The sequence below is a fragment of the Serratia sp. (in: enterobacteria) genome, from assembly GCF_052400455.1.
Taxonomy (GTDB): Bacteria; Pseudomonadota; Gammaproteobacteria; order Enterobacterales; family Enterobacteriaceae; genus Serratia; species Serratia ureilytica.
This window is the reverse complement of the sequence record NZ_CP185812.1, coordinates 2,239,926-2,265,167: the sequence shown is the minus strand read 5'-3', so window position 1 is coordinate 2,265,167 and position 25,242 is coordinate 2,239,926. Positions and strand designations below refer to the sequence as shown.

21 protein-coding genes and 1 other RNA gene are annotated in these 25,242 nt (G+C 60.8%); 12 read left to right on the top strand and 10 right to left on the bottom strand.

The annotated features are described in order from the left end of the window. Positions 1 to 60 precede the first annotated feature (60 nt). The 6 genes from sufE to sufA are packed head-to-tail and all read right to left on the bottom strand — an operon-like array spanning position 61 to position 5,669. Complete coding sequence (gene sufE, locus ACORQT_RS11035) at positions 61 to 477, bottom strand: cysteine desulfuration protein SufE (protein WP_047026200.1); 417 nt, start codon at positions 475 to 477, stop codon at positions 61 to 63. Positions 478 to 512: 35 nt separating this feature from the next. Next, positions 513 to 1,739 (bottom strand): cysteine desulfurase SufS, encoded by a 1,227-nt coding sequence (sufS, locus tag ACORQT_RS11030; protein ID WP_164057526.1) that lies wholly within the window; start codon positions 1,737 to 1,739, stop codon positions 513 to 515. Next, a complete protein-coding gene (gene sufD / locus ACORQT_RS11025; protein WP_099782859.1) occupies positions 1,736 to 3,022 on the bottom strand; it encodes a Fe-S cluster assembly protein SufD in 1,287 nt (428 codons plus the stop codon). The genes sufS and sufD overlap by 4 nt, the downstream gene beginning before the upstream one ends. Then, a complete protein-coding gene (gene sufC / locus ACORQT_RS11020) occupies positions 2,997 to 3,743 on the bottom strand; it encodes a Fe-S cluster assembly ATPase SufC (protein WP_016927936.1) in 747 nt (248 codons plus the stop codon). The genes sufD and sufC overlap by 26 nt, the downstream gene beginning before the upstream one ends. Positions 3,744 to 3,786: 43 nt before the next feature. Then, on the bottom strand, positions 3,787 to 5,283 hold the full coding sequence (gene sufB, locus ACORQT_RS11015) for a Fe-S cluster assembly protein SufB (protein WP_004931367.1): 1,497 nt from the start codon (positions 5,281 to 5,283) through the stop codon (positions 3,787 to 3,789). Positions 5,284 to 5,297: 14 nt separating this feature from the next. Beyond that, positions 5,298 to 5,669 (bottom strand): Fe-S cluster assembly scaffold SufA, encoded by a 372-nt coding sequence (sufA, locus tag ACORQT_RS11010; RefSeq protein WP_004931368.1) that lies wholly within the window; start codon positions 5,667 to 5,669, stop codon positions 5,298 to 5,300. 525 nt (positions 5,670 to 6,194) lie between these two features. On the opposite strand from sufA, the gene ACORQT_RS11005 reads away from it, so the two are divergent. Further along, positions 6,195 to 6,599, top strand: a complete 405-nt coding sequence (locus ACORQT_RS11005; protein ID WP_004931369.1) for a hypothetical protein — start codon at positions 6,195 to 6,197, stop codon at positions 6,597 to 6,599. A 45-nt stretch (positions 6,600 to 6,644) separates the two neighbouring features. On the opposite strand, the gene menI is transcribed toward ACORQT_RS11005, so the two are convergent. Both menI and ydiJ read right to left on the bottom strand, forming a co-directional pair. Beyond that, positions 6,645 to 7,061 (bottom strand): 1,4-dihydroxy-2-naphthoyl-CoA hydrolase, encoded by a 417-nt coding sequence (gene menI, locus ACORQT_RS11000; protein WP_016927938.1) that lies wholly within the window; start codon positions 7,059 to 7,061, stop codon positions 6,645 to 6,647. Next, the gene (ydiJ, locus tag ACORQT_RS10995; protein ID WP_164057527.1) at positions 7,058 to 10,114 is read right to left on the bottom strand and encodes a D-2-hydroxyglutarate dehydrogenase YdiJ; all 3,057 of its coding nucleotides are present in this window, start codon (positions 10,112 to 10,114) and stop codon (positions 7,058 to 7,060) included. Before ydiJ ends, menI begins: the two co-directional genes overlap by 4 nt. A gap of 245 nt (positions 10,115 to 10,359) precedes the next feature. Between ydiJ and ydiK the strand changes: the two genes are divergently transcribed. Continuing rightward, complete coding sequence (gene ydiK / locus ACORQT_RS10990; protein ID WP_042784360.1) at positions 10,360 to 11,460, top strand: AI-2E family transporter YdiK; 1,101 nt, start codon at positions 10,360 to 10,362, stop codon at positions 11,458 to 11,460. 258 nt (positions 11,461 to 11,718) lie between these two features. Continuing rightward, positions 11,719 to 11,830, top strand: an RNA gene (gene rprA / locus ACORQT_RS10985) — antisense sRNA RprA. A gap of 112 nt (positions 11,831 to 11,942) precedes the next feature. Here the strand turns inward: rprA and ppsA are convergent. Further along, positions 11,943 to 14,321: a phosphoenolpyruvate synthase gene (gene ppsA, locus ACORQT_RS10980; RefSeq protein ID WP_033642901.1), complete on the bottom strand. Its 2,379-nt coding sequence runs from the start codon at positions 14,319 to 14,321 to the stop codon at positions 11,943 to 11,945. A 458-nt stretch (positions 14,322 to 14,779) separates the two neighbouring features. Between ppsA and ppsR the strand changes: the two genes are divergently transcribed. The 9 genes from ppsR to ACORQT_RS10935 all read left to right on the top strand — a co-directional run bounded on the left by ppsR (position 14,780) and on the right by ACORQT_RS10935 (position 23,721). Then, positions 14,780 to 15,640, top strand: a complete 861-nt coding sequence (ppsR, locus tag ACORQT_RS10975; protein ID WP_160880175.1) for a posphoenolpyruvate synthetase regulatory kinase/phosphorylase PpsR — start codon at positions 14,780 to 14,782, stop codon at positions 15,638 to 15,640. Between the two features lie 196 nt (positions 15,641 to 15,836). Next, entirely contained in the window at positions 15,837 to 16,883 is a 1,047-nt protein-coding gene (locus tag ACORQT_RS10970) for a 3-deoxy-7-phosphoheptulonate synthase (protein ID WP_033642899.1), read from the top strand. Positions 16,884 to 16,988: 105 nt separating this feature from the next. Continuing rightward, on the top strand, positions 16,989 to 17,474 hold the full coding sequence (locus tag ACORQT_RS10965) for a glutathione peroxidase (protein ID WP_033642898.1): 486 nt from the start codon (positions 16,989 to 16,991) through the stop codon (positions 17,472 to 17,474). 172 nt (positions 17,475 to 17,646) lie between these two features. Next, positions 17,647 to 17,829 carry a hemin uptake protein HemP gene (gene hemP / locus ACORQT_RS10960; RefSeq protein WP_016927944.1) on the top strand — a complete coding sequence of 61 codons (183 nt, stop codon included), beginning with the start codon at positions 17,647 to 17,649 and terminating at the stop codon, positions 17,827 to 17,829. A gap of 94 nt (positions 17,830 to 17,923) precedes the next feature. Then, a complete protein-coding gene (locus ACORQT_RS10955) occupies positions 17,924 to 20,008 on the top strand; it encodes a TonB-dependent hemoglobin/transferrin/lactoferrin family receptor (RefSeq protein ID WP_047026204.1) in 2,085 nt (694 codons plus the stop codon). 66 nt (positions 20,009 to 20,074) lie between these two features. After that, positions 20,075 to 21,112, top strand: a complete 1,038-nt coding sequence (locus ACORQT_RS10950) for a hemin-degrading factor (protein ID WP_033642896.1) — start codon at positions 20,075 to 20,077, stop codon at positions 21,110 to 21,112. After that, the gene (locus ACORQT_RS10945) at positions 21,109 to 21,939 is read left to right on the top strand and encodes a heme/hemin ABC transporter substrate-binding protein (protein WP_047026205.1); all 831 of its coding nucleotides are present in this window, start codon (positions 21,109 to 21,111) and stop codon (positions 21,937 to 21,939) included. The genes ACORQT_RS10950 and ACORQT_RS10945 overlap by 4 nt, the downstream gene beginning before the upstream one ends. Beyond that, positions 21,939 to 22,943, top strand: a complete 1,005-nt coding sequence (locus ACORQT_RS10940) for a FecCD family ABC transporter permease (RefSeq protein ID WP_044031352.1) — start codon at positions 21,939 to 21,941, stop codon at positions 22,941 to 22,943. The genes ACORQT_RS10945 and ACORQT_RS10940 overlap by 1 nt, the downstream gene beginning before the upstream one ends. Next, entirely contained in the window at positions 22,936 to 23,721 is a 786-nt protein-coding gene (locus ACORQT_RS10935; RefSeq protein WP_047026206.1) for a heme ABC transporter ATP-binding protein, read from the top strand. Before ACORQT_RS10940 ends, ACORQT_RS10935 begins: the two co-directional genes overlap by 8 nt. Before the next feature lie 37 nt (positions 23,722 to 23,758). Here ACORQT_RS10935 and ACORQT_RS10930 read toward each other — a convergent pair whose 3' ends face one another. After that, a complete protein-coding gene (locus tag ACORQT_RS10930) occupies positions 23,759 to 25,201 on the bottom strand; it encodes a protein adenylyltransferase SelO (protein WP_033642892.1) in 1,443 nt (480 codons plus the stop codon). Positions 25,202 to 25,242: the final 41 nt, after the last annotated feature.

Below are 25,242 nucleotides of genomic sequence, written 5' to 3'. Positions count from 1 at the left end.
AAAGACTCATTGACAAAGCGAATATATCAATGAGCCTTTAAAGAGCAGTGGCGTTAAGGATCAGGCCAGCTGAGCGGCTTTACTGCGAATGGCGCGGATCATCGCCTCCAGCCCCTGCGAGCGCGAAGGCGTCAGATGTTGGCTGAGCGCCAGCTCGGTGAAAAACGGCCGCACGTCGAGCTCGACGATTTGCTGTGGCGTCAATTGACGATAAAGAATAAACACCACCGCCAGCAGCCCTTTGACGATCGCCGCGTCGCTATCGCCATGGAATTCGACCTGCCCTTGCTCATCGCGGCGCATCACGATCCACACCTGGCTCTGGCAGCCGGAAATCAGGTTCTCGGCCTGGCGCTCGGCCTCGTCCAGCGGCGGCAATTTGGCACCGAGTTCAATCACGTACAGGTATTTCTCCTCCCAGTTCAAACAGCGGGAGAAATTACGCACCAATTTGTCTTTGTCCGGCAAATTCGCCATGGGGATCCTTTTGTACCGCCGAGGACGCGCCCCGGCTAGCCTAACAGCTGATGAATGCGTTGCAGCCCGGCCACCAGCCGGTCCACCTCTTCGCGGGTATTATATAACGCCAGCGACGCGCGGCACATGCTCGGCACCTGATAAAACGCCATCAGCGGCATGGCGCAATGGTGGCCGGTGCGAATGGCGATGCCGTACTGATCGAGGAAGCTGCCGACGTCATAGGCATGGTGTTCCCCCAAATTGAAGGCGATCACCCCGGCCCGATGCGCCGGACCATAGATTTTCAGCGTCGGCACCTGCTTGAGCGCCTCAAGCGCGTAATGCATCAGCGACTGTTCATAATCGCGAATCGCATTCAGCCCCAGGGCTTCGACGTAATCGAACGCCGCGCCCAGCCCCATGATGCCGGCGGTGTTCGGCGAACCGGCCTCGAAACGCCAGGGCGGATCGGCGAAGGTGGTGCCCGCCGTCAGGCTGACCTGACGGATCATCGAACCGCCCCCTTCCCACGGCGGCATCTGCTGCAGGAGCGCCTGGCGCCCATACAGCATGCCGATGCCGGAAGGGCCATACAGCTTATGGCCGGAAAACACGTAGAAATCGCAGTCCAGCGCCTGAACATCGACGCGCTGGTGCATCACCGCCTGCGCGCCGTCCACCAGCACGGTCAGATCCGGCGCCAGGGCTCTGGCGCGGGCGATGATGTCGCGCACCGGGTTGACGGTGCCCAGCACGTTGGAGACCTCGGTCAGCGCCAGCAGTTTACAGGACGCGTCGATCAGTTCCGGCAACCGCGCCAGATCCAGCGTGCCGTCGGTCTGCAGCGGCCAAACCCGCAGCTGCAGACCGCGCTCCTGCGCCAGCATCTGCCAGGGCACGATGTTGGCGTGGTGCTCCATCTCGGTGATGAGAATCGCGTCGCCCGGCTGCAGCCGGTGGCGGCCAAAGCTGTTGGCCACCAGGTTAATGCCTTCGGTGGTGCCCTTGACGAACACCATCTCTTCCGCCGAGGCGGCGTTGATAAAGCGCGCCGCCTGTTCCCGCACCGCTTCCATCTGCTGAGTCGCCTCGGCGCTCAGGGTGTGGATGCCGCGATGCACCGCGGCATAGCCGTGGCGATAGAAATCCAGTTCGCGGTCGATCACCGTCTGCGGTTTCTGCGCGCTGGCGGCGCTGTCGAGGTAGGCCAGCGGTTGGCCGTTCACCTCGCGCGCCAGCAGCGGGAAGTCACCACGCACGCGTTCAATCGGATAACTCATGCAGCCTCCCCCGGCAGGCGCTGGGCGATGCGCGCCAGCACCCGTTCCCGGATGGTGTCGTTGGCGATGCCTTCGGTCAGCTCGGCGGCGAAGGCGAAGATAATCATCTGCTGCGCCGCGCGTTTGTCGATGCCGCGCGACTGCAGATAAAACAGCTGTTCTTCATCGATACGCCCCACGGTGGCGCCGTGGCTGCACTTGACGTCGTCAGCGTAGATCTCCAGCTGCGGCTTGGTATCCACTTCCGCCACTTTCCCCAACAACAGATTGTGGTTGGTCATCTGCCCGTCGGTTTTGATGGCGTGTTTGGCCACTTTGATCATGCCGTTGAACACCGCTTTGCCGCGATCGCTGACCACGGTTTTATGCAGCTGGCGGCTTTCGCAGTAGCCCTTGTTGTGTTCCAGATAGGTGCGGGTATCGCAGATCTCCTTGCCCACCGGCAGCACCAGGCTGTTGATCACCAGATTGGCACCTTCGCCGTTCAGCTGCGCGCTGGTGTTGTGGCGCGTCAGGCCTGCGCCCAACAGGAAGCTGTCGCTTTTCACCCGCGCGTCGCGGCCGATGACCAGATCGTTATGGGCAAAGTGGTAGCTCGGCCGGCTTTCAAACGCCAGCTTGCAGTGCAACAGCCCGGCGTTGTCCGCCACGTTGGCGGTCAGGCGCGCGCCGGTAAAGTGCGCGGCCTCGCCCAAGCTGACATAGTGTTCAATCACTTCCGCCTCGGCCCCGCGCCCGATCTCCAGATGATGACGATGATGCACGGTATTCACTTCCCCCGTCACGCCGCGGCCGCTGCTGATATGCAGCAGGTACAGCGGCCGTGTGGGGGCTTTACCGGCCGGCAGACGGATCAGGCTGGTTTCCTGCGCCAGGCTTTCGGTCAGATGCAGGAAAACTTCGGGCTGAATGGGCTCCGGCAGCGCCTGCGGCGTGCCGTAGGCGGTCAGCTCGAACTGGTAGTCGCCCAGATCGCCATCGCTGAGCGCGGCACTGTAGCGGCCATCGATAAACACCAGCCGGCAGGCGTCGATACCGAGCGCCAGCGCCTCGAGCTGCGCGGCGTTCACGGATGCGGGCTGCGGCTCAAGGAATTGCTGCTCCAGCAGCCCCTCGAGCGGCGTGTATTTCCAGTTCTCATGTTTGCGCGTCGGCCAGCCGAGTCTCAGCGCCTGCTGCCAGTGCGCCAGCGCATGGGGCGAACGCTCGCCGCCGCGGCCCTCGAACAAGCGATACAGCTGCTGCAACGCGTTGGCGTTACTGTTGGTCGGTAAGCCAGCCATAGCCCTGCTCCTCCAACTGTTTCACCAGCGAGAAATCGCCGGATTTGACGATGCGCCCCTGGGACAGCACGTGTACGTAATCCGGCTGGATGTAGTCCAAAATGCGCTGGTAGTGTGTGACGATGATAAAGGCGCGCTTGCCGTCCCGCAGCGAGTTGACGCCGTTGGCGACGATTTTCAGCGCGTCGATATCCAGACCGGAGTCGGTTTCATCGAGAATGCACAGATCCGGCTCCAGCGCCGCCATCTGCAGAATGTCGTTGCGCTTTTTCTCACCGCCGGAGAAGCCGACGTTGACCGAACGGGTCAGCAGATCGGCCGGCATATCCAGCAGCGCGATTTTCTCTTCGATGAAATCGGCGAAGTCAAAACGATCCAGCGGCTCCTGCTCGCGGTATTTGCGCACCGCGTTGACCGAGGTCTGCAGGAAGAAGTGGTTGCTGACGCCGGGGATCTCCACCGGGTACTGGAAGGCCAGAAACACGCCTTCGCCCGCGCGATCTTCCGGATCCAACTCCAGCAGGTCCTTGCCCTTGAAGGTGACTTCCCCTTCGGTCACTTCGTACTCTTCACGCCCGGCCAGCGTGGCGGAGAGCGTGCTCTTGCCCGAGCCGTTCGGCCCCATGATGGCGTGCACTTCGCCCGGTTTGATCTCCAGATCCAATCCCTTGAGGATCTCGTTGCCTTCCACGCTCACTTTCAAATTCTTGATGCTTAACATGCTGTGTCCTCAGATAGCGCCGACGGCGCTAAAAATGCGGCGATTAGCCCACGCTGTGTTCCAGGCTGATGGCCAAAAGTTTCTGCGCCTCGACGGCGAACTCCAGCGGCAGCTCGGAGAAAACGTCCTTGCAGAAACCGTTGACGATCATCGAAATGGCGTCATCCTCGCTGATGCCCCGCTGCAAACAGTAGAACAGCTGGTCGTCGCCAATCTTCGAGGTGGTGGCTTCGTGCTCCAGCTGCGCGCTGTTGTTGCGCGCTTCAACGTAAGGGAACGTGTGGGCGCCGCTGTCCGGCCCGATCAGCATCGAGTCGCACTGGGTAAAGTTACGGGCGTTTTCCGCCCCCGGCAGGATTTTCACCAGGCCGCGATAGGTGTTCTCGCTGTGGCCGGCGGAAATGCCTTTGGCGATGATGGTCGACCTGGTGTTTTTGCCGATGTGGATCATCTTGGTGCCGGTGTCCGCCTGCTGATGGCCGCTGGTCAGCGCCACCGAGAAGAATTCGCCGATCGAATTGTCGCCCTGAAGGATCACGCTCGGGTATTTCCAGGTGATGGCCGAGCCGGTTTCCGACTGGGTCCAGGACATTTTCGAGCCGGCGCCTTCGCACAGCGCGCGCTTGGTGACGAAGTTGAGGATGCCGCCCTTGCTCTCACCGCCGGAGAACCAGTTCTGCACCGTCGAGTATTTCACTTCGGCGTCTTTATGCAGGATCACTTCCACCACCGCCGCGTGCAGCTGATAGCTGTCGCGAACCGGGGCGGAACAGCCTTCGATGTAGCTGACGTAGCTGCCTTCGTCGGCGATCAGAATGGTGCGCTCGAACTGGCCGGTTTTGGCGGCGTTGATACGGAAATAGGTCGACAGCTCCATCGGACAGCGCACGCCCTTCGGCACGTAGACGAAGGTGCCGTCGGAGGCCACCGCGGCGTTCAGCGCGGCGAAGAAGTTATCGTTGGACGGCACCACGCGCCCCAGATACTGACGCACCAGATCCGGGTATTCCTGGATCGCTTCGCCGAACGAGCAGAAGATCACCCCGCTCTCCGCCAGTTTTTCACGGTAAGTGGTGGCGACCGAGACCGAGTCGAAGATAGCGTCCACCGCCACCTCGCTGCCCTCGCGCACCGGCACGCCGAGCTGGTTAAACGCCAGCTCCACTTCGCTGGTCAGGTAATCTTTTTCCGTCGCCGCGCCCGGTTGCTGCTCGGCGCCGGGCTGCGAACCGCAGGCGTCGTCGCAGCTGCCGCAGGACGGCGCCGAATAGTAACTGTAGTCCTGGTAGTTAAGGCGTTCGTAATTGGCCTTCAGCCAGTGGGGCTCTTCCATCTGCAGCCAGGCGCGGTAGGCCTCGAGGCGGAATTCCAGCATCCACTCGGGTTCGTTGCGCTTGGCCGAGATAGCGCGCACCACCTCTTCGTTGATGCCCTTGGCCAACTCATCGGTTGCCAGCTGGGTGAAGAAACCTTCTTTGTAGCGACCTTCGCTGACCCAAGCCTGCACTTCATTAGGCATTTCTACATTGCTTCGTGTCATGTTGATTGCATCGCTCAAACGCCAAAACTCTCGCCGCACCCGCAGGCATGCTGAGCTTTAGGGTTATTGAATTTGAATATCTGATTCAGCCCTTCGCGGACATAATCTACCGTGGTGCCGTCAATAAACGGCATCGCCTTCAGCGGCACATAGAGTTTGGCGCCGTCGCGCTCAAACAGCAGATCGTCATCGGCGGGTTCGCGGGTCAGATCCAGCACATAGGCAAAGCCGGCGCAGCCGGATTGTTTTACCCCTAGCTGCAGCCCTTTCACCTGCGGATCCTGCTGCATCAGTTTCGTTATTTGTCGTACGGCGCTGTCGCTGAGCGAAATGCCTTGCCAGACATTCTCGTCCAAAGAAAAAGTGCCGACATTTTCCGTTTGCATAGGGTCTACCTCACACTCGTGTTTGGCCACAGCCAATCTGGGTTACTTATATGTTAGTGATAACGATTATCACTTCAACCGTTTGTTTTGCGGGGGTATCCGCCGCGAGCGCGGTTTTTCGCTGCGGCGTGCGGCAAGCCAGCGGGACATCCGTGGCGGCTTGCGGCGTGTGGCGGCAAGGCGTGCATGCTATCCCTATGAATTTGTTCTTTATCCTGCATCACCGTACCGCACTCCCCGGTGGCCCGTCAGCGTTACAGCGCCGCGGTGCGTTGCCGATCTAAACATTCATAGAAAATACCTATTTCTGCATTCTGTCTGTCGTAAATGTGCGTTTATCGGCATTTTGCGCCGCGGCGCAAGGCGCGGCCTTTAAGTTAAAGTTTAGTCGCTCTGGGTTAAGTTGGGCCGTCGATGGCCTTTTACCCCCATGGAATGAAAAAACGCCGCCACGGGGATTGATCGGCAACGCGGCAGTTTATATGATAATGATTATCATTCAATTTGAATTTGAGCGCGAAGCCAATGACTCTTTCGATCAACGCATGGTTGCTGGGCAAGATTGATGACTACAAATTCAGCGTGCGCGACGCCACGGTGGACTTTTATATGGCCGAAGCGGCGCTGCGCCGCCCGGAATGCAATATTGATCATCTGAAGCGGTACAACAGCGTCAGCCTCACCATGGCCAATCTATGCCTGGAGAACGGCGATGATGACAGCTATCTGCACGCGCTCAGCAAGCTGCACAACCGGCTGATCGTCGAGATCAACAATCCGCAGCGCTGCCAGCTGTTTCGGGTGCAAAGCTACCACTTCGCCCGCCACACGCTGACGCTGATCTGCCAAAAATATGCGATGGAAGGCACCTGGGAGAAGGCGAACGCGTTTCAGAAGGACTTCGTCAAACGCGTGCCGTTTCAGCTGTAAAACGAAGCGCTCCGCAGGCCGATCGCCTGCGGAAACCGGCGGGGATCAGTCGATGACCGCCGTGGTCAGACGCGAGGTGCAGCACAGCCGATCGCGCGCGTCGAAGATCTCTATCTGCCACACCTGATGACGGCGGCCAACGTGCAGCGCGCGGCACACCCCGCGCACCTGGCCATCGAACACCGCCCGCAGGTGGTTGGCGTTGATCTCCAGCCCCACCACCTTCTGTTCGCCTTCGCTGCACAGGTAGCCGGCCATCGATCCCATCGATTCCGCCAGCACCACCGACGCCCCGCCGTGCAACAGCCCGAACGGCTGCCGGGTGCGGCCGTCCACCGGCATGGTGGCCTCCAGGAAATCCTCGCCCAGCTGAGTAAACTCGATGCCCACATGGCTGACCATGCAGCCGTCGCCGGCGCGGTTCAGCTGCTCCAGCGATGTTTCACGTTTCCACAATTTCACTCAATCATCTCCAGAAGTGCCTGTAATGGGTGGCGCACGCCATTGCCCTCGATGCGTTTCACCTGGCTGCGGCAGGAATAGCCGGTCGCCAGGCAGCGCTGACGCGGCAAACGCTGCAGCGTCGGATGCCATGATAGCTCATAAATGCCGAGCGAGTTTTGCAGGTTCTTGGCTTCATGGCCGTAAGTGCCGGCCATGCCGCAGCAGCCGACGCTGACGTTCTCCAGTTTGGCGCCGAAGCGGGCGAAGATCGCCGCCCACTGTTGGCCGCTGGCCGGCAGCGCGGTGGTTTCGGTGCAGTGACCGAACAGATACCAGGGTTCGCCGGTCGCCGGCTGTTCGGCCCGATCCGCGATCCGCTGTTGCAACCATTCATGCACCAGCTGCACCTGGAAATCGCCGCGCTCGGCGCCGAGGATCTCGCGGTATTCGTCGCGATAGCACAGCACCAGCGCCGGATCGACGCCCACCAGCGGCATGCCGAGCTGCGCCACGCGGTTGAGGAAATCGGCGGTTTTGCGTGCGGTGCGGGCAAAGCGCGTCAGGAAGCCCTTCACATGCTGCGCCTTGCCGTTCGGCGAGAACGGCAGCAGCACCGGTTTATAACCGAGCTTTTCCACCAGCCGGACAAAATCCGCCACCACTTTGGCGTCGTAATAGCTGGTGAACGGATCCTGAACAATCAGCACGTGTTCTTCGCGTTGCTCGGCGCTCAGCCCTTCCAGCTGCTCCAGCGTCAGCGTGGTCGCCCGGTGGCCGGACAGCTGCTGACGCAGCGTCGGGCTGGACAGCAGCGGCAGATCGACCATGCCGATGGCGTTGCGGCTCATCTCCCGCAGCCACGGCTGGCGGAAGAAGAAGTTGAACACCTTCGGCGCGCGGGCCATCAATGGGGTATAGCTCTCTACGCCGGCGACCATGTAGTCGCTCACCGGGCGCAGGTAGCGGGTATGGTAAAGCTGCAGGAAGCGCGAACGGAACCCCGGCACGTCAATTTTGATCGGGCACTGGGTGGAACAGGCCTTGCAGGCCAGACAGCCGGACATCGCCTCTTTCACTTCGTGCGAAAAGTCGTACTCGCCCTTGCCGGCATGCCAGCTGTTGCGGGTTTTCTCGATTAGACCGCGCAAGCTGAGGCGCTGCTGCGGCAGCTGTTTCTCCAGCGCCAACGGATCGACGCCCTGCTCGGCCAACAGACGCAGCCACTCGCGCACCAGCGTCGCCCGCCCTTTCGGCGAATGAATGCGGTTGCCGCTGATCTTCATCGACGGGCACATCGGGCTGCGCACGTCGAAGTTGAAGCACAGGCCATTGCCGTTACACTCCAGCGCGCCGCGGAACGAGGTGCGCACCTCAACCGGGATCTGGCGATCGAAGGTGCCGCGTTTGACCGCATCCACCTGCATCATCGGCGCATCCACCGCCAGCGGCGCACAGATCTTGCCCGGGTTAAGACGGTTATCCGGATCGAACGCCGTCTTGATGCGGCGCAGCTCCTCGTACAGCGTTTCCCCGAAGAATTCAGGGCTGTACTCGGCGCGGAACCCCTTGCCGTGCTCGCCCCACAGCAGGCCGCCGTATTTGGCGGTGAGCGCCACCACCCGATCGGAGATCTGCTTCATCAGCACTTCCTGCTGGGGGTCGCACATGTCGAGCGCCGGACGCACGTGCAGCACCCCGGCATCGACGTGGCCGAACATGCCATAGCTCAGCTTGTGGTCGTCGAGCAGTTGGCGGAACTCGACGATATAGTCCGCCAGGTGCTGCGGCGGCACGCAAGTATCCTCGGCGAACGGGATCGGCTTGGCGCGCCCTTTGGCGTTGCCCAGCAGCCCGACCGCCTTCTTGCGCATGTTGTAAATGCGCTCGATGCCCGCCAGGTCGCCGCAGATCTGGTACCCGATCACGCCAGCCTGCCGCTGGGCGATCAGTTCATCCAGCCGTTGGCACAGGGTCTCCATCTGGCCGTCGATCAGCGCGCGATCGTCGCCGGCGAATTCGACGATGTTCAGCCCAAGCATCTCTTTGTCCGGCACGTCGGCGATCAGTTCGCTTACCGAATGCCAAACGATATCTTCACGCGCCAGATTCAGCACCTTGGAGTCGATGGTTTCCACCGACAGCGCCTTGGCCTCGACCATAAAGGGCGCATTACGCAGCGCCGAGTCGAAGGAGTCGTATTTCACGTTAACCAGACGACGCACCTTCGGCAGCGGCGTGATGTCCAGCCGCGCTTCGGTGATAAAGGCCAGCGTGCCTTCCGCACCGGTGAGGATGCGCGTCAGATCGAAGGTTTGCAGATCGTCGCTCAGCACGTGGCGCAGATCGTAACCGGTGAGGAAGCGGTTGAGTTTGGGGAATTTTTCCAGGATCAGCGCGCGCTGCTCGCGGCAGCGATTCAGCACCGTGCGGTAGATGCGCCCTTCGGCTGTCTCTTCCAGGGCAATCGTTTCCGCCAGCGCCGTCGGCATGGCGCGGGTGTCGATCATCTCGCCGCCCAGCAGCACCGCCCGCAGGCCCAACACGTGATCGGAGGTTTTACCGTATACCAGCGAGCCCTGGCCGGAGGCGTCGGTATTGATCATGCCGCCCAAGGTGGCGCGGTTGCTGGTGGACAGTTCCGGCGAGAAGAAGTAGCCGAACGGCCGCAAATATTGATTCAGCTGATCCTTGATGACCCCGGCTTCGACTTTCACCCAGCCCTGTTCGACGTTGATCTCCAGAATGCGGTTCATATGACGCGACATATCGACCACGATGCCGGTATTGAGCGACTGACCGTTGGTGCCGGTGCCGCCGCCGCGCGGGCTGAAAGTCAGCGTATTGAAACGCTCTTCCCCCGCCAGGCGGGCGATCAGCGCCACGTCGGCGGTGGAACGGGGAAACACCACCGCATCGGGCAACAGCTGGTAAATGCTGTTGTCGGTGGCCATCGTCAGCCGGTCGGCGTAGCTGGTGGCGGTATCGCCGTTGAATCCGTTTTGCTTCAGTGCTTCCAAAAAGTCGAGCACCCGTTGAACGAGGCCGGGCGCCTGAGAAATCTGTGGGATCATTCGCTTTTTTGACCCTGTCCGTCTATTTTTTATGCGCTGATGTACGCTGAATCGGGCCTTTAATTCAGACCCACCCTATTTTTTAGTGACACTAAAAACTAACATACTCGTTTAGTGAAGGCATTCACATTATTACCGCCCTGCGAGCGCCGCCACAGGCGGCCGCCCGGCGGTGATAAACCGACCGACAGGCACCCCGATTCGCCGGTGCCAGGGATTTAATTGACCAGGATGAGAACCCACTGATGCCACTCCCGCAATCGCGTTACGACTTACCGCGAATTATTTTCGGCGTGCTGTTTATCGCCATCATGATCGTCGCCTGTTTCTGGGTGATCCAACCGTTTATTCTCGGCTTCGCCTGGGCGGGCATGGTGGTCATCGCCACCTGGCCGCTGCTGCTCAAACTGCAAAAGCTGCTGTGGGGCCGCCGCTCGCTGGCGGTGCTGGTCATGACCCTGCTGTTGATCCTGCTGTTCATTCTGCCCATCTCCCTGCTGATCAGCAGCGTGGTGGATAACAGCGCGCCGTTGATCGCCTGGGCCAGCTCGCCAGGCAAGCTGCATATTCCCGACCTCGCCTGGCTGCAATCCGTCCCGATGATCGGCGACAAGCTCTATACCAGCTACCATACGCTGGTTAACGCCGGCGGCGCCGCGCTGCTGGCGAAGGTACAGCCATACTTCGGCCAGACCGCCACCTGGTTCGTGGCGCAGGCGGCGCATATCGGCCGCCTGCTGCTGCACTGCGCGCTGATGCTGCTGTTCAGCGCCTTGTTGTACGCGCGCGGCGAACAGGTCGCGCTGGGTATCCGTCACTTTGCGGTGCGCCTCGGTTCCGCGCGCGGCGATGCGGCGGTGCTGCTGGGCGGCCAGGCGATCCGCGCGGTCGCGCTGGGCGTGGTCGTGACGGCGCTGGTGCAGTCGGTGCTGGGCGGCATCGGTCTGGCGGTAAGCGGCATTCCGGCCGCCACCCTGTTGACGATGCTGATCTTCATCTGCTGTGTGGCGCAATTGGGGCCGCTGTTGGTGCTGGTGCCGGCCATCATTTGGCTGTACTGGCACGGCGACACCACCTGGGGCACCGTGCTGCTGGTCTGGAGCTGCGTGGTGGCCACGCTGGATAACGTGCTGCGCCCGGTGCTGATCCGCATGGGCGCCGATCTGCCGCTGCTGCTGATCCTGTCCGGCGTTATCGGCGGTTTGCTGGCCTTCGGCATGATCGGCCTGTTCATCGGCCCGGTGGTGTTGGCGGTGTCTTATCGACTGCTGACCGCCTGGATGGATGAAGCGCCGGAGCCGACCACCGCGCCGGAGCAAGTGATCGAAGAACTGGAAAAACGTTAATCGCCCTCCCTTCCGCCCGCATCGCCGGGCGGAAGAGTTTCCCCTCTCATTACGCCTACCTCATTCGGGTAATATCTTCGCCAAATATAATGCCGTTGTTTATTGATTAAGGCGCGGCAAATGGAAAGGTGCAATGTAAATCCGTGTTTGCTGCAAAATGCAAAAAGAGATAACGCCCGCAAATAAATGGTGATACCGCTATCGATTAGGATGATTCTTAATGACTAGTCGCGTTCAAATATCTAGTATTATGGCCATCTATTGCTTCAAATAACTGATTTTAAAGCAACCTTTCTGAACAATGTAATGCCATACATGTGAATTGCTGTGTGTAGTCTTTGCCCATCTCCTACGATGGGCTTTTTTTTATTCTTTTTTCGCCAAATTGATTATTTAACGCGCCGTTATTTACATTCAGAAATAAAAAAGCCGCAGCGTAAACTGCGGCCGGGTATTAATGCCTTATTAGCAGCGCCGAAGCCTTATTTCTTTTTCGACAAGTTGATCCAGGTCTGCACTACGGTATCCGGATTGAGCGACAGGCTATCGATGCCCTGCTCCATCAACCACTCGGCGAAGTCCTCATGGTCGGACGGCCCCTGGCCGCAGATACCGACGTATTTGCCGTGGCGTTTGGCCGCCTGGATCGCCATCGACAGCAGCGCTTTCACCGCGTCGTTGCGTTCGTCGAACAGTTCTGACACCACGCCGGAGTCGCGATCCAACCCCAGCGCCAGCTGGGTCATGTCGTTGGAGCCGATGGAGAAGCCGTCGAAGTGCTCAAGGAACTGATCCGCGAGCAGCGCATTGGACGGGATCTCGCACATCATGATCACTTTCAGCCCGTTTTCGCCGCGTTTCAGCCCCTGACGCGCCAGCTCGGCCACCACCGCTTCCGCCTGCGCCACGGTGCGCACGAACGGCACCATGATTTCGACGTTGGTCAGCCCCATTTCGTTACGCACGCGTTTCACCGCTTCGCACTCCAGCGCGAAGCAATCGCGGAAGCTGTCGGCCACGTAGCGGCCGGCCCCGCGGAAGCCCAGCATCGGGTTCTCTTCGTGCGGTTCATACTTGTCGCCGCCCACCAGGTTGGCGTACTCGTTGGATTTGAAGTCGGACAGACGCACGATCACGCGCTTCGGCCAGAAGGCGGCGCCCAGCGTCGCGATCCCTTCGGTCAAACGACCGACGTAGAACTCGACCGGGTGGTCATAGCCCTGCATCAACGCGCGAATTTCGTTTTGCAACGCCGGCGTTTGCTGATCGAACTCCAGCAGCGCGCGCGGGTGCACGCCGATCATGCGGTTGATGATGAATTCCAGCCGCGCCAGGCCCACGCCTTCGTTCGGCAAACGCGCGAAGTCGAAAGCGCGATCCGGGTTGCCGACGTTCATCATGATCTTCAGCGGCAGATCCGGCAGTTCGGTCACTTCGGAGCTCTGCACGCTGAAGTCCAGCATGTCGCTGTAAACGAAGCCGGTGTCGCCTTCCGCACAGGATACGGTGACTTTCTGGCCGTCTTTCAGCACGTCGGTGGCGTGGCCACAGCCCACTACCGCCGGAATGCCCAGCTCACGGGCGATGATCGCCGCGTGGCAGGTGCGCCCGCCGCGGTTGGTGACGATCGCAGCGGCCTTCTTCATGATCGGCTCCCAGTCCGGGTCGGTCATGTCGGTCACGAGCACGTCGCCCGGCTGGATGCGATCCATTTCGCTGATATCGTGAATCACTTTCACCGGACCGGCGCCGATGCGATGACCGATGGCGCGGCCTTCCACCAGCACCGGGCTGGAGCCGTTCAGCTGATAGCGTTCCATGGTCTGTTCGTTGGAGCGAACGGTCTCCGGGCGCGCCTGCACGATCAGCAGTTTGCCGGTATGGCCGTCTTTCGCCCACTCGATATCCATCGGGCGGCCGTAATGTTTTTCGATCAGGATCGCTTGATGCGCCAGCGCCTGCACTTCGTCATCGGTCAGCGAGAACCGGCTGCGCTGCGCTTCCGGCACGTCTTCGATGCGCACCTGCTTGCCGTGATCCTGCGACGGCGCGTACACCATGCGGATTTTTTTCGAACCCAGGTTGCGGCGCACGATCGCCGGCTTGCCTTTTTGCAGCGTCGGCTTGTGCACATAGAACTCATCCGGGTTCACCGCGCCCTGCACCACCATCTCACCCAGACCGAAGGCGGAGGTGATGAACACCACCTGATCAAAGCCGGACTCGGTGTCGATGGTGAACATCACGCCCGAGGAGGCCAGATCGGAGCGCACCATGCGCTGTACGCCCGCCGACAGCGCGACGCCGCGGTGGTCGTAGCCCTGGTGCACGCGATAAGAGATGGCGCGGTCATTGAACAGCGACGCGAACACGTGCTTGATCGCCACCATCACGGCGTCGATGCCCTGCACGTTGAGGAAGGTTTCCTGCTGGCCGGCGAAGGAAGCGTCCGGCATGTCTTCCGCCGTGGCGGAGGAGCGCACCGCAAAGGAAGCTTCCGGTTCGCCGTCGGCGAGCTGTTGGTAAGCCTGATGAATTTCACGCTCGAACTCGGCGTGGAACGGCGTGTCGATCACCCATTGGCGGATCTGGGCACCGGCCTTGGCCAGTTGTGCAACGTCGTCAACGTCAGTCTGATCCAGTAACTGATAGATGCGCTGGTTAACACCGCTTTGTTCGAGGAAATCGTTAAACGCCTGCGCGGTGGTGGCAAAACCGTTCGGCACGGCCACGCCCAAATCGGAAAGATTGGTGATCATTTCACCGAGGGAAGCGTTTTTGCCGCCGACACGGTCAACGTCGTGCATGCCAAGCTGGTTGTACCAAAGCACATTACGCAAGTCTGGGCCATTGTTGGACATCGAGACAATCCTTATTGCTATCAGTAGGGTAAAGACGGATTTAATTCGCTTGCTTTACGGCGCCGCTAAACGCGGAGCCGAATCAGACTAGCACACTGATCCGGGGAAAATGGAAAGGTGAATCGATCAACCCACTGAAGAAAGTGGTTTTTAAGAGAATGTCCTAACCGGCTGATTTGCCTGGGAACCGTTCCCAAACGCACGAAAAGCTTAGTTCTCAACAAATTACGTTCTTTTTAAACTTCTGTTTTAATGACCGCGCAAACGCTACCGTTTTTGGTGAAAATAACGGCAAACTCGCGCTTCAGGTGGAAAAGCGCCGCTGGGCCGCACTTTTTACGGCCGCTAATCGCGCTTTCCGCCCGCGCCGCCGCATGGCGGTTTATCGCCCCGTCGTCACAATTTTTTCTCTCGCCCCTTTACCGACGGATCGTCTGCGGCCCATGATATTGACAGTGATGACAGCAGGAACACCGTTTTCAGGTAAGGAGCCTCGGGTGGAAAGAAGCGTTTTTTATATTTCGGATGGTACGGCGATCACCGCCGAAGTGCTGGGACACGCGGTGCTGTCGCAGTTCCCGGTCACGGCGACCACCTATACCCTGCCGTTTGTCGAAACCGAGGCCCGCGCACGCGCAGTTCGCCAGCAAATCGATGATATTTACCATGAAACCGGCGTGCGCCCGTTAGTGTTTTACTCCATTATCTCGCCGGAAGTGCGCGATGTGATCGTCCAGAGCCAGGGCTTCTGCCAGGATATCGTGCAGGCGCTGGTCGGCCCGCTGCAGGGCGAGCTGGATGTGGAACCGACGCCGGTGCCGAACCGCACCCACGGCCTGACCGCCAGCAATCTCGGCAAGTACGACGCCCGCATCGCCGCCATCGACTATACCCTGGCGCACGATGATGGCATTTCGCTGCGCAACCTCGATCAGGCGCAGGTGATCCTGCTCGGCGTCTCGCGCTGCGGCAAAACCCCCACCAGCCTCTATCTGGCGATGCAGTTCGGCATCCGCGCCGCCAACTATCCGTTTATCGCCGACGATATGGACAATTTGCACCTGCCGGCCTCGCTGAAACCGTTTCAGCATAAATTATTCGGCCTGACCATCGATCCGGAGCGCCTGGCGGCGATCCGTGAAGAGCGGCGCGAAAACAGCCGTTACGCCTCCTTGCGCCAGTGCCGCATGGAAATCGCCGAGGTCGAGGCGCTGTTCCGCAAAAACCAGATCCGCTACCTCAACACCACCAACTATTCGGTCGAAGAGATCTCCACCAAAATCCTCGATATCCTCGGCATGAGCCGCCGCATGTTCTGATCTTTCCCCACGGTGCCATCGCGCCCCGCCGCCTGCCGTTTATTTCAGCAGCAGCTGATTTTTTTGTGCTTTTTTTCGCGGCTTTGATCAACAGAACGCAATCTCTACGGTTGAATTCAGCGCTTTTTGCGTTATTGTGATCGCCATCACTTCCCGGCGCTCCTGCCGCAGAGAAGAACAGTTTCCAGGGAACAACATGCACAAAACAGATGAACTGCGGACCGCGCGCATCGACAGCCTCGTCACGCCGCAAGCGTTGGCGGATAAGCTGCCGATCTCGGCGGCCGTCGCCGATAACGTGACAGCGTCACGTAAGCGCATTGAAAAAATCCTTACCGGTGAAGACCGCCGCCTGCTGGTGGTGATCGGCCCCTGCTCCATCCACGATCTCGACGCCGCCGTCGATTACGCCGGCCGGCTGAACGCCCTGCGCGAACGCTACCAGGATCGCCTGGAGATCGTGATGCGCACCTACTTCGAAAAACCGCGCACCGTTGTCGGCTGGAAAGGCCTGATCTCCGATCCGGCACTGGACGGCACCTTCCAGGTCAACCGCGGCATCGAAATGGCGCGCCGCCTGCTGCTGGAGGTGAACCAGCTCGGCCTGCCGACCGCCACCGAATTCCTGGACATGGTCGTCGGCCAATACATCGCCGATCTGATCAGCTGGGGCGCCATCGGCGCGCGCACCACCGAAAGCCAGATCCACCGTGAAATGGCCTCGGCGCTCTCCTGCCCGGTCGGCTTCAAAAACGGCACCGACGGCAACACCCGCATCGCCATCGACGCCATTCGCGCGGCGCGTGCCGGGCACATGTTCCTGTCGCCGGACAAGCATGGTCAGATGACCATCTACCAGACCAGCGGCAACCCGTACGGCCACATCATCATGCGCGGCGGCAAAACGCCGAACTACCACGCCAGCGATATCGCCGCCGCCTGTGACAGCCTGCGTGAATTCGATCTGCCGGAGCACCTGGTGATCGACTTCAGCCACGGCAACTGCCAGAAGATGCATCGCCGTCAATTGGAAGTGGCCGACAATGTCTGCCAGCAGATCCGCGCCGGCTCTGCCGCCATCACCGGCGTGATGGCGGAAAGCTTCCTGGTGGAAGGCACGCAGAAAATCGTCGCCGGCCAGCCGCTGACCTATGGCCAGTCGATCACCGATCCTTGCCTGAGCTGGTCCGACAGCGAACAGCTGCTGGCGATGCTGGCGGATGCCATCGATAGCCGCTTCTAGCCTATCGCAGGCCGGGGCCACGCCTCGGCTTTATCTCCCCTGTTTCGCTCATCTATACTGATCGCAATCCTTTAACACCCGCCGCAACGCACTGGGAGCCCCGGCATGATTCACTCTCTGTTATCCATCCCCTGCGTCACGCTGCAGGGCGAGCAAAAAACGCTGGGCGATTTCCCGGCGCGCGCTTACCTGGTGGTCAACACCGCCAGCAAGTGCGGCTTCACCCCGCAATACCGCGGGCTGGAAAATTTGTGGCAATACTATCGCGAACGCGGGTTGATGGTGCTCGGCTTCCCTTGCAACCAGTTTGGTTCTCAGGAGCCGGGCAGTCCGCTTGAGATCGCCAATTTTTGCAGCCTCAACTACGGCGTCAGTTTCCCGCTGTTCAACAAAATAGAGGTCAACGGCCCCGGCGCCCATCCGCTGTTCAACGAACTGAAACGCCTGGCGCCCGGCATTCTGGGCAGCCGACGCATCAAATGGAATTTCACCAAATTCCTGCTCACCGCCGATGGTCAACGTGTCACACGCTTTGCGCCGATCACCAAACCTGAGCGTCTGTTCGACCGTATCGAAACCCTGCTGAAATAATCCCCTCTTTATTACGGGCCGAGCGCGTTCGGCCCGTCGCCGGATGTCCGTTCGGCAAAAAGGTTCCGTCGGTAAGAAAATTTTCCTTGATGTAACCTTTCCATCACATGATAATGATTCTCAATTTGATATTAATTACCATTTAATGGTCTGTTTTATAAGCACAAAGATGATGGATACTGCCAACACGCCAACTCCCGCCGCCGCGGCCCCGACCGAGCACAGCGCAAACGCGCCGCCCAGCTACGACAGCGCACAGCTGCTCGGCGCCGACGGCATCGCGTTCATTACCCATCAGGGCCAGCGCTATCAACTGCGGCAGACCAAGGCAGGGAAATTGATCCTGACCAAATAACCACAGAATCCTCAAACGCCAGCCACCCCGATCTTGTGATCCAGGCAGCCAGCAAATCTATTGATATGTTTCATTACATACGGAGAGTTGCACCATGCCTCTGACATTTTCCACCCGGCTGCGTTTTTCCGCGTTGAGTCTGGCGATTGCCTGCGCTCTGCCTACGGTGGCCTTGGCACAAAACACCAGCACGACACCCTCTTCCTCCCCCGCGACGCCGGCCAAAAAAGCCAAAGCCGCTGACGAAACCATGACCGTGGTCGCCACCGGCAATCAGCGCAGCAGCTTTGAAGCGCCGATGATGGTGACGGTCATCGAAGGCAGTTCGCCGGAAAGCCAGACCGCCACCTCGGCTGCCGATATGCTGCGTCGCGTGCCGGGTATTACCGTCACGGGCTCCGGCCGCAGCAATGGGCAGGATCTCATGATGCGCGGTTACGACCGACGCGGCGTGCTGACGCTGGTCGACGGCATCCGCCAGGGCACCGATACCGGCCATATTAACGGCACATTTTTAGATCCTGCGTTGGTGAAACGCATCGAAATCGTGCGCGGCCCTTCTGCCCTGCTGTACGGCAGCGGCGCGCTGGGTGGCGTAGTGTCTTATGAAACTGTCGACGCCGCCGACCTGCTGTTGCCAGGCCACGACAGCGGGTTCCGCGTCTACGGCACCGCCGGCAGCGGCGATCACAGCTTGGGCATGGGCGCCAGCGCCTACGGCAAGACCGATAACCTCGACGGCCTGCTGTCGTTCGGCACCCGCGACGTCGGCAATCTGCGCCAGGGCAATGGCTTCGATGCCCCCAACGACGAAACCATCAACAACGTGCTGGCCAAAGGCACCTGGAAGATCGACGACAACCAGTCGCTGGGCGGCAACCTTCGTTACTACAACAACAGCGCCCAAGAGCCGAAAAACCCACAAACGCCAGCCAGCTCCGCTGGAAACTTAATGACCGATCGTTCGACGATCCAACGCGACGCGGCTCTGAGTTACAAACTGAAGCCGGTCGGCCAGGATTGGCTGGATGCTGAAGCGAAAGTGTATTACTCGGACGTGAAAATTAACGCGCACGCCAGCGGCAGCGAAGATGAAGCTCGCAAACAAACCACTAAAGGCGCCAAACTCGAAAACCGCACGCGCCTGTTTGCAGATACTTTCGCTTCGCACCTGCTGACCTACGGCACCGAGGCTTACAAACAGGAGCAAACGCCGGGCGGAGCGACCGAAAGTTTCCCGCACGCAAAAATCAACTTCGCTTCAGGCTGGCTGCAGGACGAAATCACGCTGCGCGATCTGCCCGTCACCCTGCTCGCCGGCACCCGCTATGACAATTACAAGGGTTCAAGTGACGGCTATGCCGATGTGGATGCGAACAAATGGTCCTCACGCGGCGCAGTCAGCATTACCCCCACCGACTGGCTGATGCTGTTCGGCTCCTATTCTCAGGCGTTCCGCGCACCGACGATGGGTGAGATGTACAACGACTCCAAACACTTCTCCATCCCAATGGGGCCTACCACCATCACCAACTATTGGGTGCCGAACCCTAATTTGAAACCGGAAACCAATGAAACTCAAGAGTACGGATTTGGTCTGCGTTTCGACGATCTGCTGCTCGCCGATGATAGCTTGCAGTTCAAAGCGAGCTATTTCGATACCAAAGCCAAGGATTACATCACAACCGACGTCACCATGGAGCTGGGACGCGGCCCGCGCGGCCCTTACTGCATCAGTTGCACCACCTTCTCGACCAATATCGATCGCGCAAAAATCTGGGGATGGGACGCTACGCTCAGCTATAAAACCTCATGGTTCGGCTGGGATTTGGCTTATAACCGCACCCGCGGCAAAAATGAAGCGACCGGTGACTGGTTGAGCAGCATCAATCCGGACACCGTCACCAGCTCGCTGGATGTGCCGCTGGGCGAAACCGGTCTGTCCGCCGGTTGGGTCGCCACCTTCGCCGAACGCGCCACCCGCGTGCAGACGGGGACGCCGGAGCAAGGCGGCTACGGGGTTAACGACTTCTATCTGAGCTACAAAGGCCGCGACCGTCTGCAGGGCGTCACCACCACCGTGGTGCTGGGCAACGCCTTCGACAAAGAGTACTACTCGCCGCAGGGCGTCCCGCAGGATGGCCGCAACGCCAAACTGCTGGTCAGCTACCAGTGGTGATCATTTGACTATCTGGCGGACATCCGGTGTGTCCGCCATTCGCATCACAGCGCAGGAGAATCCCGCATGAGCAACACCCTGTACGAACGTTACCAACAGGCTAAAATCGACCATCCCGGCAAATACGCCCGCGACCTGGCGGCGATCCTTGGCGTCAGCGAAGCGGAACTGACGCACGCCCGCGTTGGCCACGACGCTCGCCGCCTGCAGGCCGACGCCCGCACGTTGCTGACCGAACTCGAGCAAGTGGGCGTCACCAAGTCCATCACCCGCAACAGCTATGCGGTGCATGAGCAGATGGGCCGCTACCGCAACCAGCACCTCAACGGCCACGCCGGGCTGATCCTCAACCCGCGCGAGCTGGATCTGCGCCTGTTCCTCAACCACTGGACCAGCGTCTTCGCCATGAGCGAAACCAACAAGCGCGGCGTGCGCCACAGCATTCAGTTCTTTGACCCGCAGGGCGATGCGCTGCACAAGGTCTATACCACCGAGGAAACCGATCTGCCGGCCTGGATGGCGCTGGTGGAACGCCACCTGAGCGAAGAAAACCCGGCGCTGGCACTGCAGCCCGCCGAGGCGGCCACCTCCGATGAAGCCACGCAGGATCAGGCTAAAATCGACGCTGAATGGCGCGCGATGACCGACGTCCACCAGTTCTTCCAGCTGCTGAGCCGCAATAAGCTGACGCGCCAGCAGGCCTTCCGCGCCGTCGGCGACGATCTGGCCTATCAGGTGGACAACAGCGCGCTGTCGCAACTGCTGGAGGCGGCGCAGCAACAGCAAAATGAGATCATGATCTTCGTCGGCAACCGTGGCTGCGTGCAGATTTTCACCGGCCAGATCGAACGGTTGATGCCGCAGGAAGGCTGGATCAACGTGTTCAACCGCCGCTTCACGCTGCACCTGATTGAAAACGCCATCGCCGAAAGCTGGATCACCCGCAAACCGACCAAAGACGGCATCGTCACCAGCCTGGAGCTGTTCGCCGCAGATGGCACGCAGATCGCGCAGCTGTATGGCCAGCGCACCGAAGGCCAACCGGAACAAACCCAGTGGCGCGAGCAGGTCGCCGCGCTCGCCGCCAAGGACATCGCCGCATGAAATCCTCCTTGATCCGCCGCCTGGCGTTGATGGTGACGCTGACGCTGCCGCTCACCGCCGCCGCCGCACAGCGCATCGTCTCGATCGGCGGCGACGTGACGGAAATCGCCTTTGCGCTCGGCGCCGGCGACGACGTGATCGCCCGCGACAGCACCAGCCTGCATCCGGAAGCGGTGAAAAAGCTGCCGGACGTCGGCTACATGCGCCAGCTGAACGCCGAAGGCATTCTGGCGCTGAAACCGACGCTGGTGCTGACGACCGAGCTGGCGCAGCCGGCGCTGGTGCTCAAACAACTGGCGGACAGCGGCGTCAAGGTCGTCAGCGTGCCGGGTGACACCACCCTGCAGGCGGTGCCGCAAAAAATCGCCGCGATCGCCGCCGCGCTGCAGCGTGATGAGCAAGGCAAGCAGTTGAGCGAGCGCTATCAACAGCAGCTGGCGGCGGTCGATACCACTCCGCTGCCGGTCAAGGTGCTGTTTGTGATGAGCCACGGCGGCATTACGCCGATGGCGGCCGGGCAACACACCGCCGCCGACGCGGTGATCACCGCCGCCGGACTGAAAAACGCCATGCAGGGTTTTGACCGCTACCGCCCGCTGTCGCAGGAAGGCGTCATCGCCAGCGCGCCGGACCTGTTGCTGGTCACCACCGACGGCGTGCGCACCCTCGGCGGCGAACAGCAACTGTGGACATTGCCGGGTCTGGCGTTGACGCCGGCAGGCAAGCAGCGTCGCGTGCTGATCGTCGATGACATGGCGCTGCTGGGCTTCGGTCTGGAAACGCCGGCTGCGCTGGCCAAACTGCGCCACGCGGCGGAGCAAAAGTAATGCGCTGTCGCACCTCGCCTCAGTTAGCCATCATCGGCCTGCTGGTGCTGCTGACGCTGCTGGCGCTGGTCGCCGCTAACCTGGGCGCGCTGACGCTGTCATTTGGCACCCTGTGGCGCGAACCCTTTAGCGACGCCGCCTGGCACATCTGGCTCAACATTCGTCTGCCGCGCGTGCTGTTGGCGGTAGTGATCGGCTGTGCGCTGGCGGTATCCGGCGCCGTGATGCAGGGGCTGTTCCGCAATCCGCTGGCGGATCCGAGCCTGCTGGGCATCAGCAGCGGCGGCGCGCTGTTTGTCGCGCTGTTCATCGTGATGCCGCTGGCGTTGCCGGTGACGATCGCGTTGTATGGCCACATGCTGGCGGCGTTCCTCGGCAGCCTGCTGGTATCGCTGCTGATCTACGGCATCAGCCGCAGCGGGCACGGCAATCTGTCGCGGCTGCTGCTGGCGGGCATCGCGATCAACGCCTTGTGCATGGCGGCCATCGGCGTGCTCTCCTACATCAGCAGCGATCAACAGCTGCGCCAATTCTCGCTGTGGATGATGGGCAGCCTCAGCCAGTCGCAATGGCCGACGCTGGCCGTTTCCGCCTCGCTGATCCTGCCCACGGCGCTGCTGACGCTGCTGCAGGCGCGTCGTCTGAACCTGTTACAGCTGGGGGACGAAGAGGCACACTACCTCGGCGTGAACGTTCAGCGCGCCAAGCTGCAGCTGCTGCTGTTGAGCGCCCTGTTGATCGGCGCGGCGGTGGCGATGAGCGGCGTGATCGGCTTCGTCGGTCTGGTGGTGCCGCATCTGGTGCGCATGCGCCTCGGCGGGGATCACCGCTGGCTGCTGCCCTGCTCTGCTCTGGGCGGCGCCTGCCTGCTACTGGTCAGCGACACCCTGGCGCGCACGCTGGTGGCGCCGGCCGAAATGCCGGTGGGATTGATGACCAGCCTGATCGGCGGCCCTTACTTCTTGTGGCTGGTGATGCGCCAGCGGGAGCGAACAGGTGGATAACGTCGCCAACCTCACGGCCCGGGAGCTGCGCTACAGCCTCGGTACGCGCCGCTTGATCAACGATGTTTCGCTCAGCCTCGCCGGCGGTGAAATGGTGGCGATTATCGGCCCTAACGGCGCCGGCAAATCGACGCTGCTGCGTTTGCTGACCGGCTATTTGACGCCGGACTGCGGCGAATGCCGGCTGCTTGGCCGCCCGCTGGAACACTGGGCGCCGCAGCAGTTGGCCAAAGTCCGAGCCGTGATGCGTCAATACAGCGATCTGGCGTTCCCCTTCAGCGTGGAAGAAGTGGTCAGCATGGGACGCGCGCCGCACGGCAAACGCGACGAGCACCAGGCGATCCAACAGGTGATGGCGCAGACCGATTGCCTGGCGCTGGCGCAGCGCGACTATCGTCAGCTGTCCGGCGGCGAACAGCAGCGGGTGCAACTGGCGCGGGTATTGGCGCAGCTGTGGCAGCCGCAGCCGTCCCCCGCCTGGCTGTTCCTCGACGAGCCGACTTCGGCGCTGGATCTTTACCACCAGCAGCATACCCTGCGCCTGCTGCGCTCGTTGACGCGCCAACAGCCGCTGGGCGTCTGCTGTGTGCTGCACGATCTCAATCTGGCGGCGCTGTACGCCGACCGCATCCTGCTGTTGCATCAGGGGCGTCTGGTGGCGAGCGGCACACCGCAGGAAGTGTTGCAGACGGAAATCCTCACCCGCTGGTACCAGGCCGATCTCGGCGTGATTCATCATCCCGAAGTGTCGTTGCCGCAGGTCTATCTGCGCCAATGAAACGTTCAAGGGCGCCATGAGGCGCCCTTTTTTCATCTCAGCTGGAGCAGGAAATCTCCAGATGTTTGCCCCAGTCCGGCGGCAGAGCGGCGAGATCGTCATACTCCGGCGCATCGTCGAACGGCCGCAGCAAGGCCTGATGCAACCGCTGCAAACGGCCGACGTCGTCTTTCTCCGCATCCTCAATCGCTTGCTGGGCCAGGTAGTTGCGCAGGATCAGCCGCGGGTTCACCGCCTTCATCGCCCGTTGCCGCTCCGCGTCGCTGACCTGCTCCTGCTGCAAACGCTGACGATATTGCTGATACCAGGCGTCGAAGGCCGCGCGGTCGATAAACTCATCGCGCAGCGGCGACTGCGCCTGTTGCTGTTCGGTTTCGCTCAACAGGCGGAACGTGCGGGTATAGTCCCGCCCTTCCTGGGCCATCAGGCTCAACAGGCCGGTCAGCACGTCGTTATCCTGCGCCGTCGGCGTGAAGAAGCCCAGTTTGGCGCGCATCTGTTCGCCATAAGCGCGCATCAACGCCGGTTCATACGCCGCCAACGCCTGCTGCAGCTGTTCGGCAGTCATCAGCCCCGACAAAGTTTGCGCCAGGCGATGCAGGTTCCATAACGCCACCGCCGGCTGATTATCAAAGGCGTAACGCCCTTGATGGTCGGAATGGTTACAGATGTAGCCGGGCTGATAGTCATCGAGGAAGCCGTAAGGGCCGTAATCGATGGTGATGCCGAGAATCGACATGTTGTCGGTGTTCATCACGCCGTGGGCGAATCCGACGGTTTGCCAATGGGCGATCAGGCGCGCCGTGCGTTCGACCACGTCGGTAAACCACAACAGGTAACGATCGGCCTGATCCTGCAACTGCGGCCAGTGACGGGCGATGACGAAATCCGCCAGCTGCCGCACCTGCTCCGGCTGTTTGCGGTAATAAAAGTGTTCGAAGTGACCGAAACGCACATGGCTTTCCGCCACCCGCAGCAGCATCGCGCCGCGTTCCGGCTGCTCGCGGTATACCGGTTGTTGACTGGTGACAATAGTTAACGCACGCGTGGTGGGGATCCCCAGATGGTGCAACGCCTCAGAGGCCAGAAACTCGCGGACAACCGAACGCAGCACCGCGCGGCCATCCCCCATGCGTGAATACGGCGTCAGCCCGGCGCCCTTCAGGTGCCAGTCACGGTGACTGCCGTCCGCGAGGACTTGTTCGCCCAGCAAAATGCCGCGCCCATCGCCCAGTTGCCCGGCCCAGACGCCGAACTGGTGGCCACTGTACACCTGCGCCAACGGCTGCATGCCCGGCAGCAGCGTTTCCCCCGCCCAAATCGGGGTTTTATCCTGAGTAAACCAACTGTCATCCAGCCCCAGCTCGCGCGCCAGCGGCTCACTGTGGTACAGCAGACGCGCATCCTTGAGCGGCGTCGGGTTCAGGGCGGTGTAAAAACCGGGTAATTGTTGATAGTAAGCGTTATCGAATTGCGGCATAGGCCCTCCGTTTCAGCGTAGTGTAGAGCCTGAACGGGAGG

Bases quoted from the DNA above. Each gene is read 5' to 3' on its own strand.
- sufE (WP_047026200.1), bottom strand. From the start codon at position 477: ATGGCGAATTTGCCGGACAAAGACAAATTGGTGCGTAATTTCTCCCGC.
- sufS (WP_164057526.1), bottom strand. From the start codon at position 1,739: ATGAGTTATCCGATTGAACGCGTGCGTGGTGACTTCCCGCTGCTGGCG.
- sufD (WP_099782859.1), bottom strand. From the start codon at position 3,022: ATGGCTGGCTTACCGACCAACAGTAACGCCAACGCGTTGCAGCAGCTG.
- sufC (WP_016927936.1), bottom strand. From the start codon at position 3,743: ATGTTAAGCATCAAGAATTTGAAAGTGAGCGTGGAAGGCAACGAGATC.
- sufB (WP_004931367.1), bottom strand. From the start codon at position 5,283: ATGACACGAAGCAATGTAGAAATGCCTAATGAAGTGCAGGCTTGGGTC.
- sufA (WP_004931368.1), bottom strand. From the start codon at position 5,669: ATGCAAACGGAAAATGTCGGCACTTTTTCTTTGGACGAGAATGTCTGG.
- ACORQT_RS11005 (WP_004931369.1), top strand. From the start codon at position 6,195: ATGACTCTTTCGATCAACGCATGGTTGCTGGGCAAGATTGATGACTAC.
- ydiJ (WP_164057527.1), bottom strand. From the start codon at position 10,114: ATGATCCCACAGATTTCTCAGGCGCCCGGCCTCGTTCAACGGGTGCTC.
- ydiK (WP_042784360.1), top strand. From the start codon at position 10,360: ATGCCACTCCCGCAATCGCGTTACGACTTACCGCGAATTATTTTCGGC.
- ppsA (WP_033642901.1), bottom strand. From the start codon at position 14,321: ATGTCCAACAATGGCCCAGACTTGCGTAATGTGCTTTGGTACAACCAG.
- ppsR (WP_160880175.1), top strand. From the start codon at position 14,780: ATGACAGCAGGAACACCGTTTTCAGGTAAGGAGCCTCGGGTGGAAAGA.
- ACORQT_RS10970 (WP_033642899.1), top strand. From the start codon at position 15,837: ATGCACAAAACAGATGAACTGCGGACCGCGCGCATCGACAGCCTCGTC.
- ACORQT_RS10965 (WP_033642898.1), top strand. From the start codon at position 16,989: ATGATTCACTCTCTGTTATCCATCCCCTGCGTCACGCTGCAGGGCGAG.
- hemP (WP_016927944.1), top strand. From the start codon at position 17,647: ATGGATACTGCCAACACGCCAACTCCCGCCGCCGCGGCCCCGACCGAG.
- ACORQT_RS10955 (WP_047026204.1), top strand. From the start codon at position 17,924: ATGCCTCTGACATTTTCCACCCGGCTGCGTTTTTCCGCGTTGAGTCTG.
- ACORQT_RS10950 (WP_033642896.1), top strand. From the start codon at position 20,075: ATGAGCAACACCCTGTACGAACGTTACCAACAGGCTAAAATCGACCAT.
- ACORQT_RS10945 (WP_047026205.1), top strand. From the start codon at position 21,109: ATGAAATCCTCCTTGATCCGCCGCCTGGCGTTGATGGTGACGCTGACG.
- ACORQT_RS10940 (WP_044031352.1), top strand. From the start codon at position 21,939: ATGCGCTGTCGCACCTCGCCTCAGTTAGCCATCATCGGCCTGCTGGTG.
- ACORQT_RS10930 (WP_033642892.1), bottom strand. From the start codon at position 25,201: ATGCCGCAATTCGATAACGCTTACTATCAACAATTACCCGGTTTTTAC.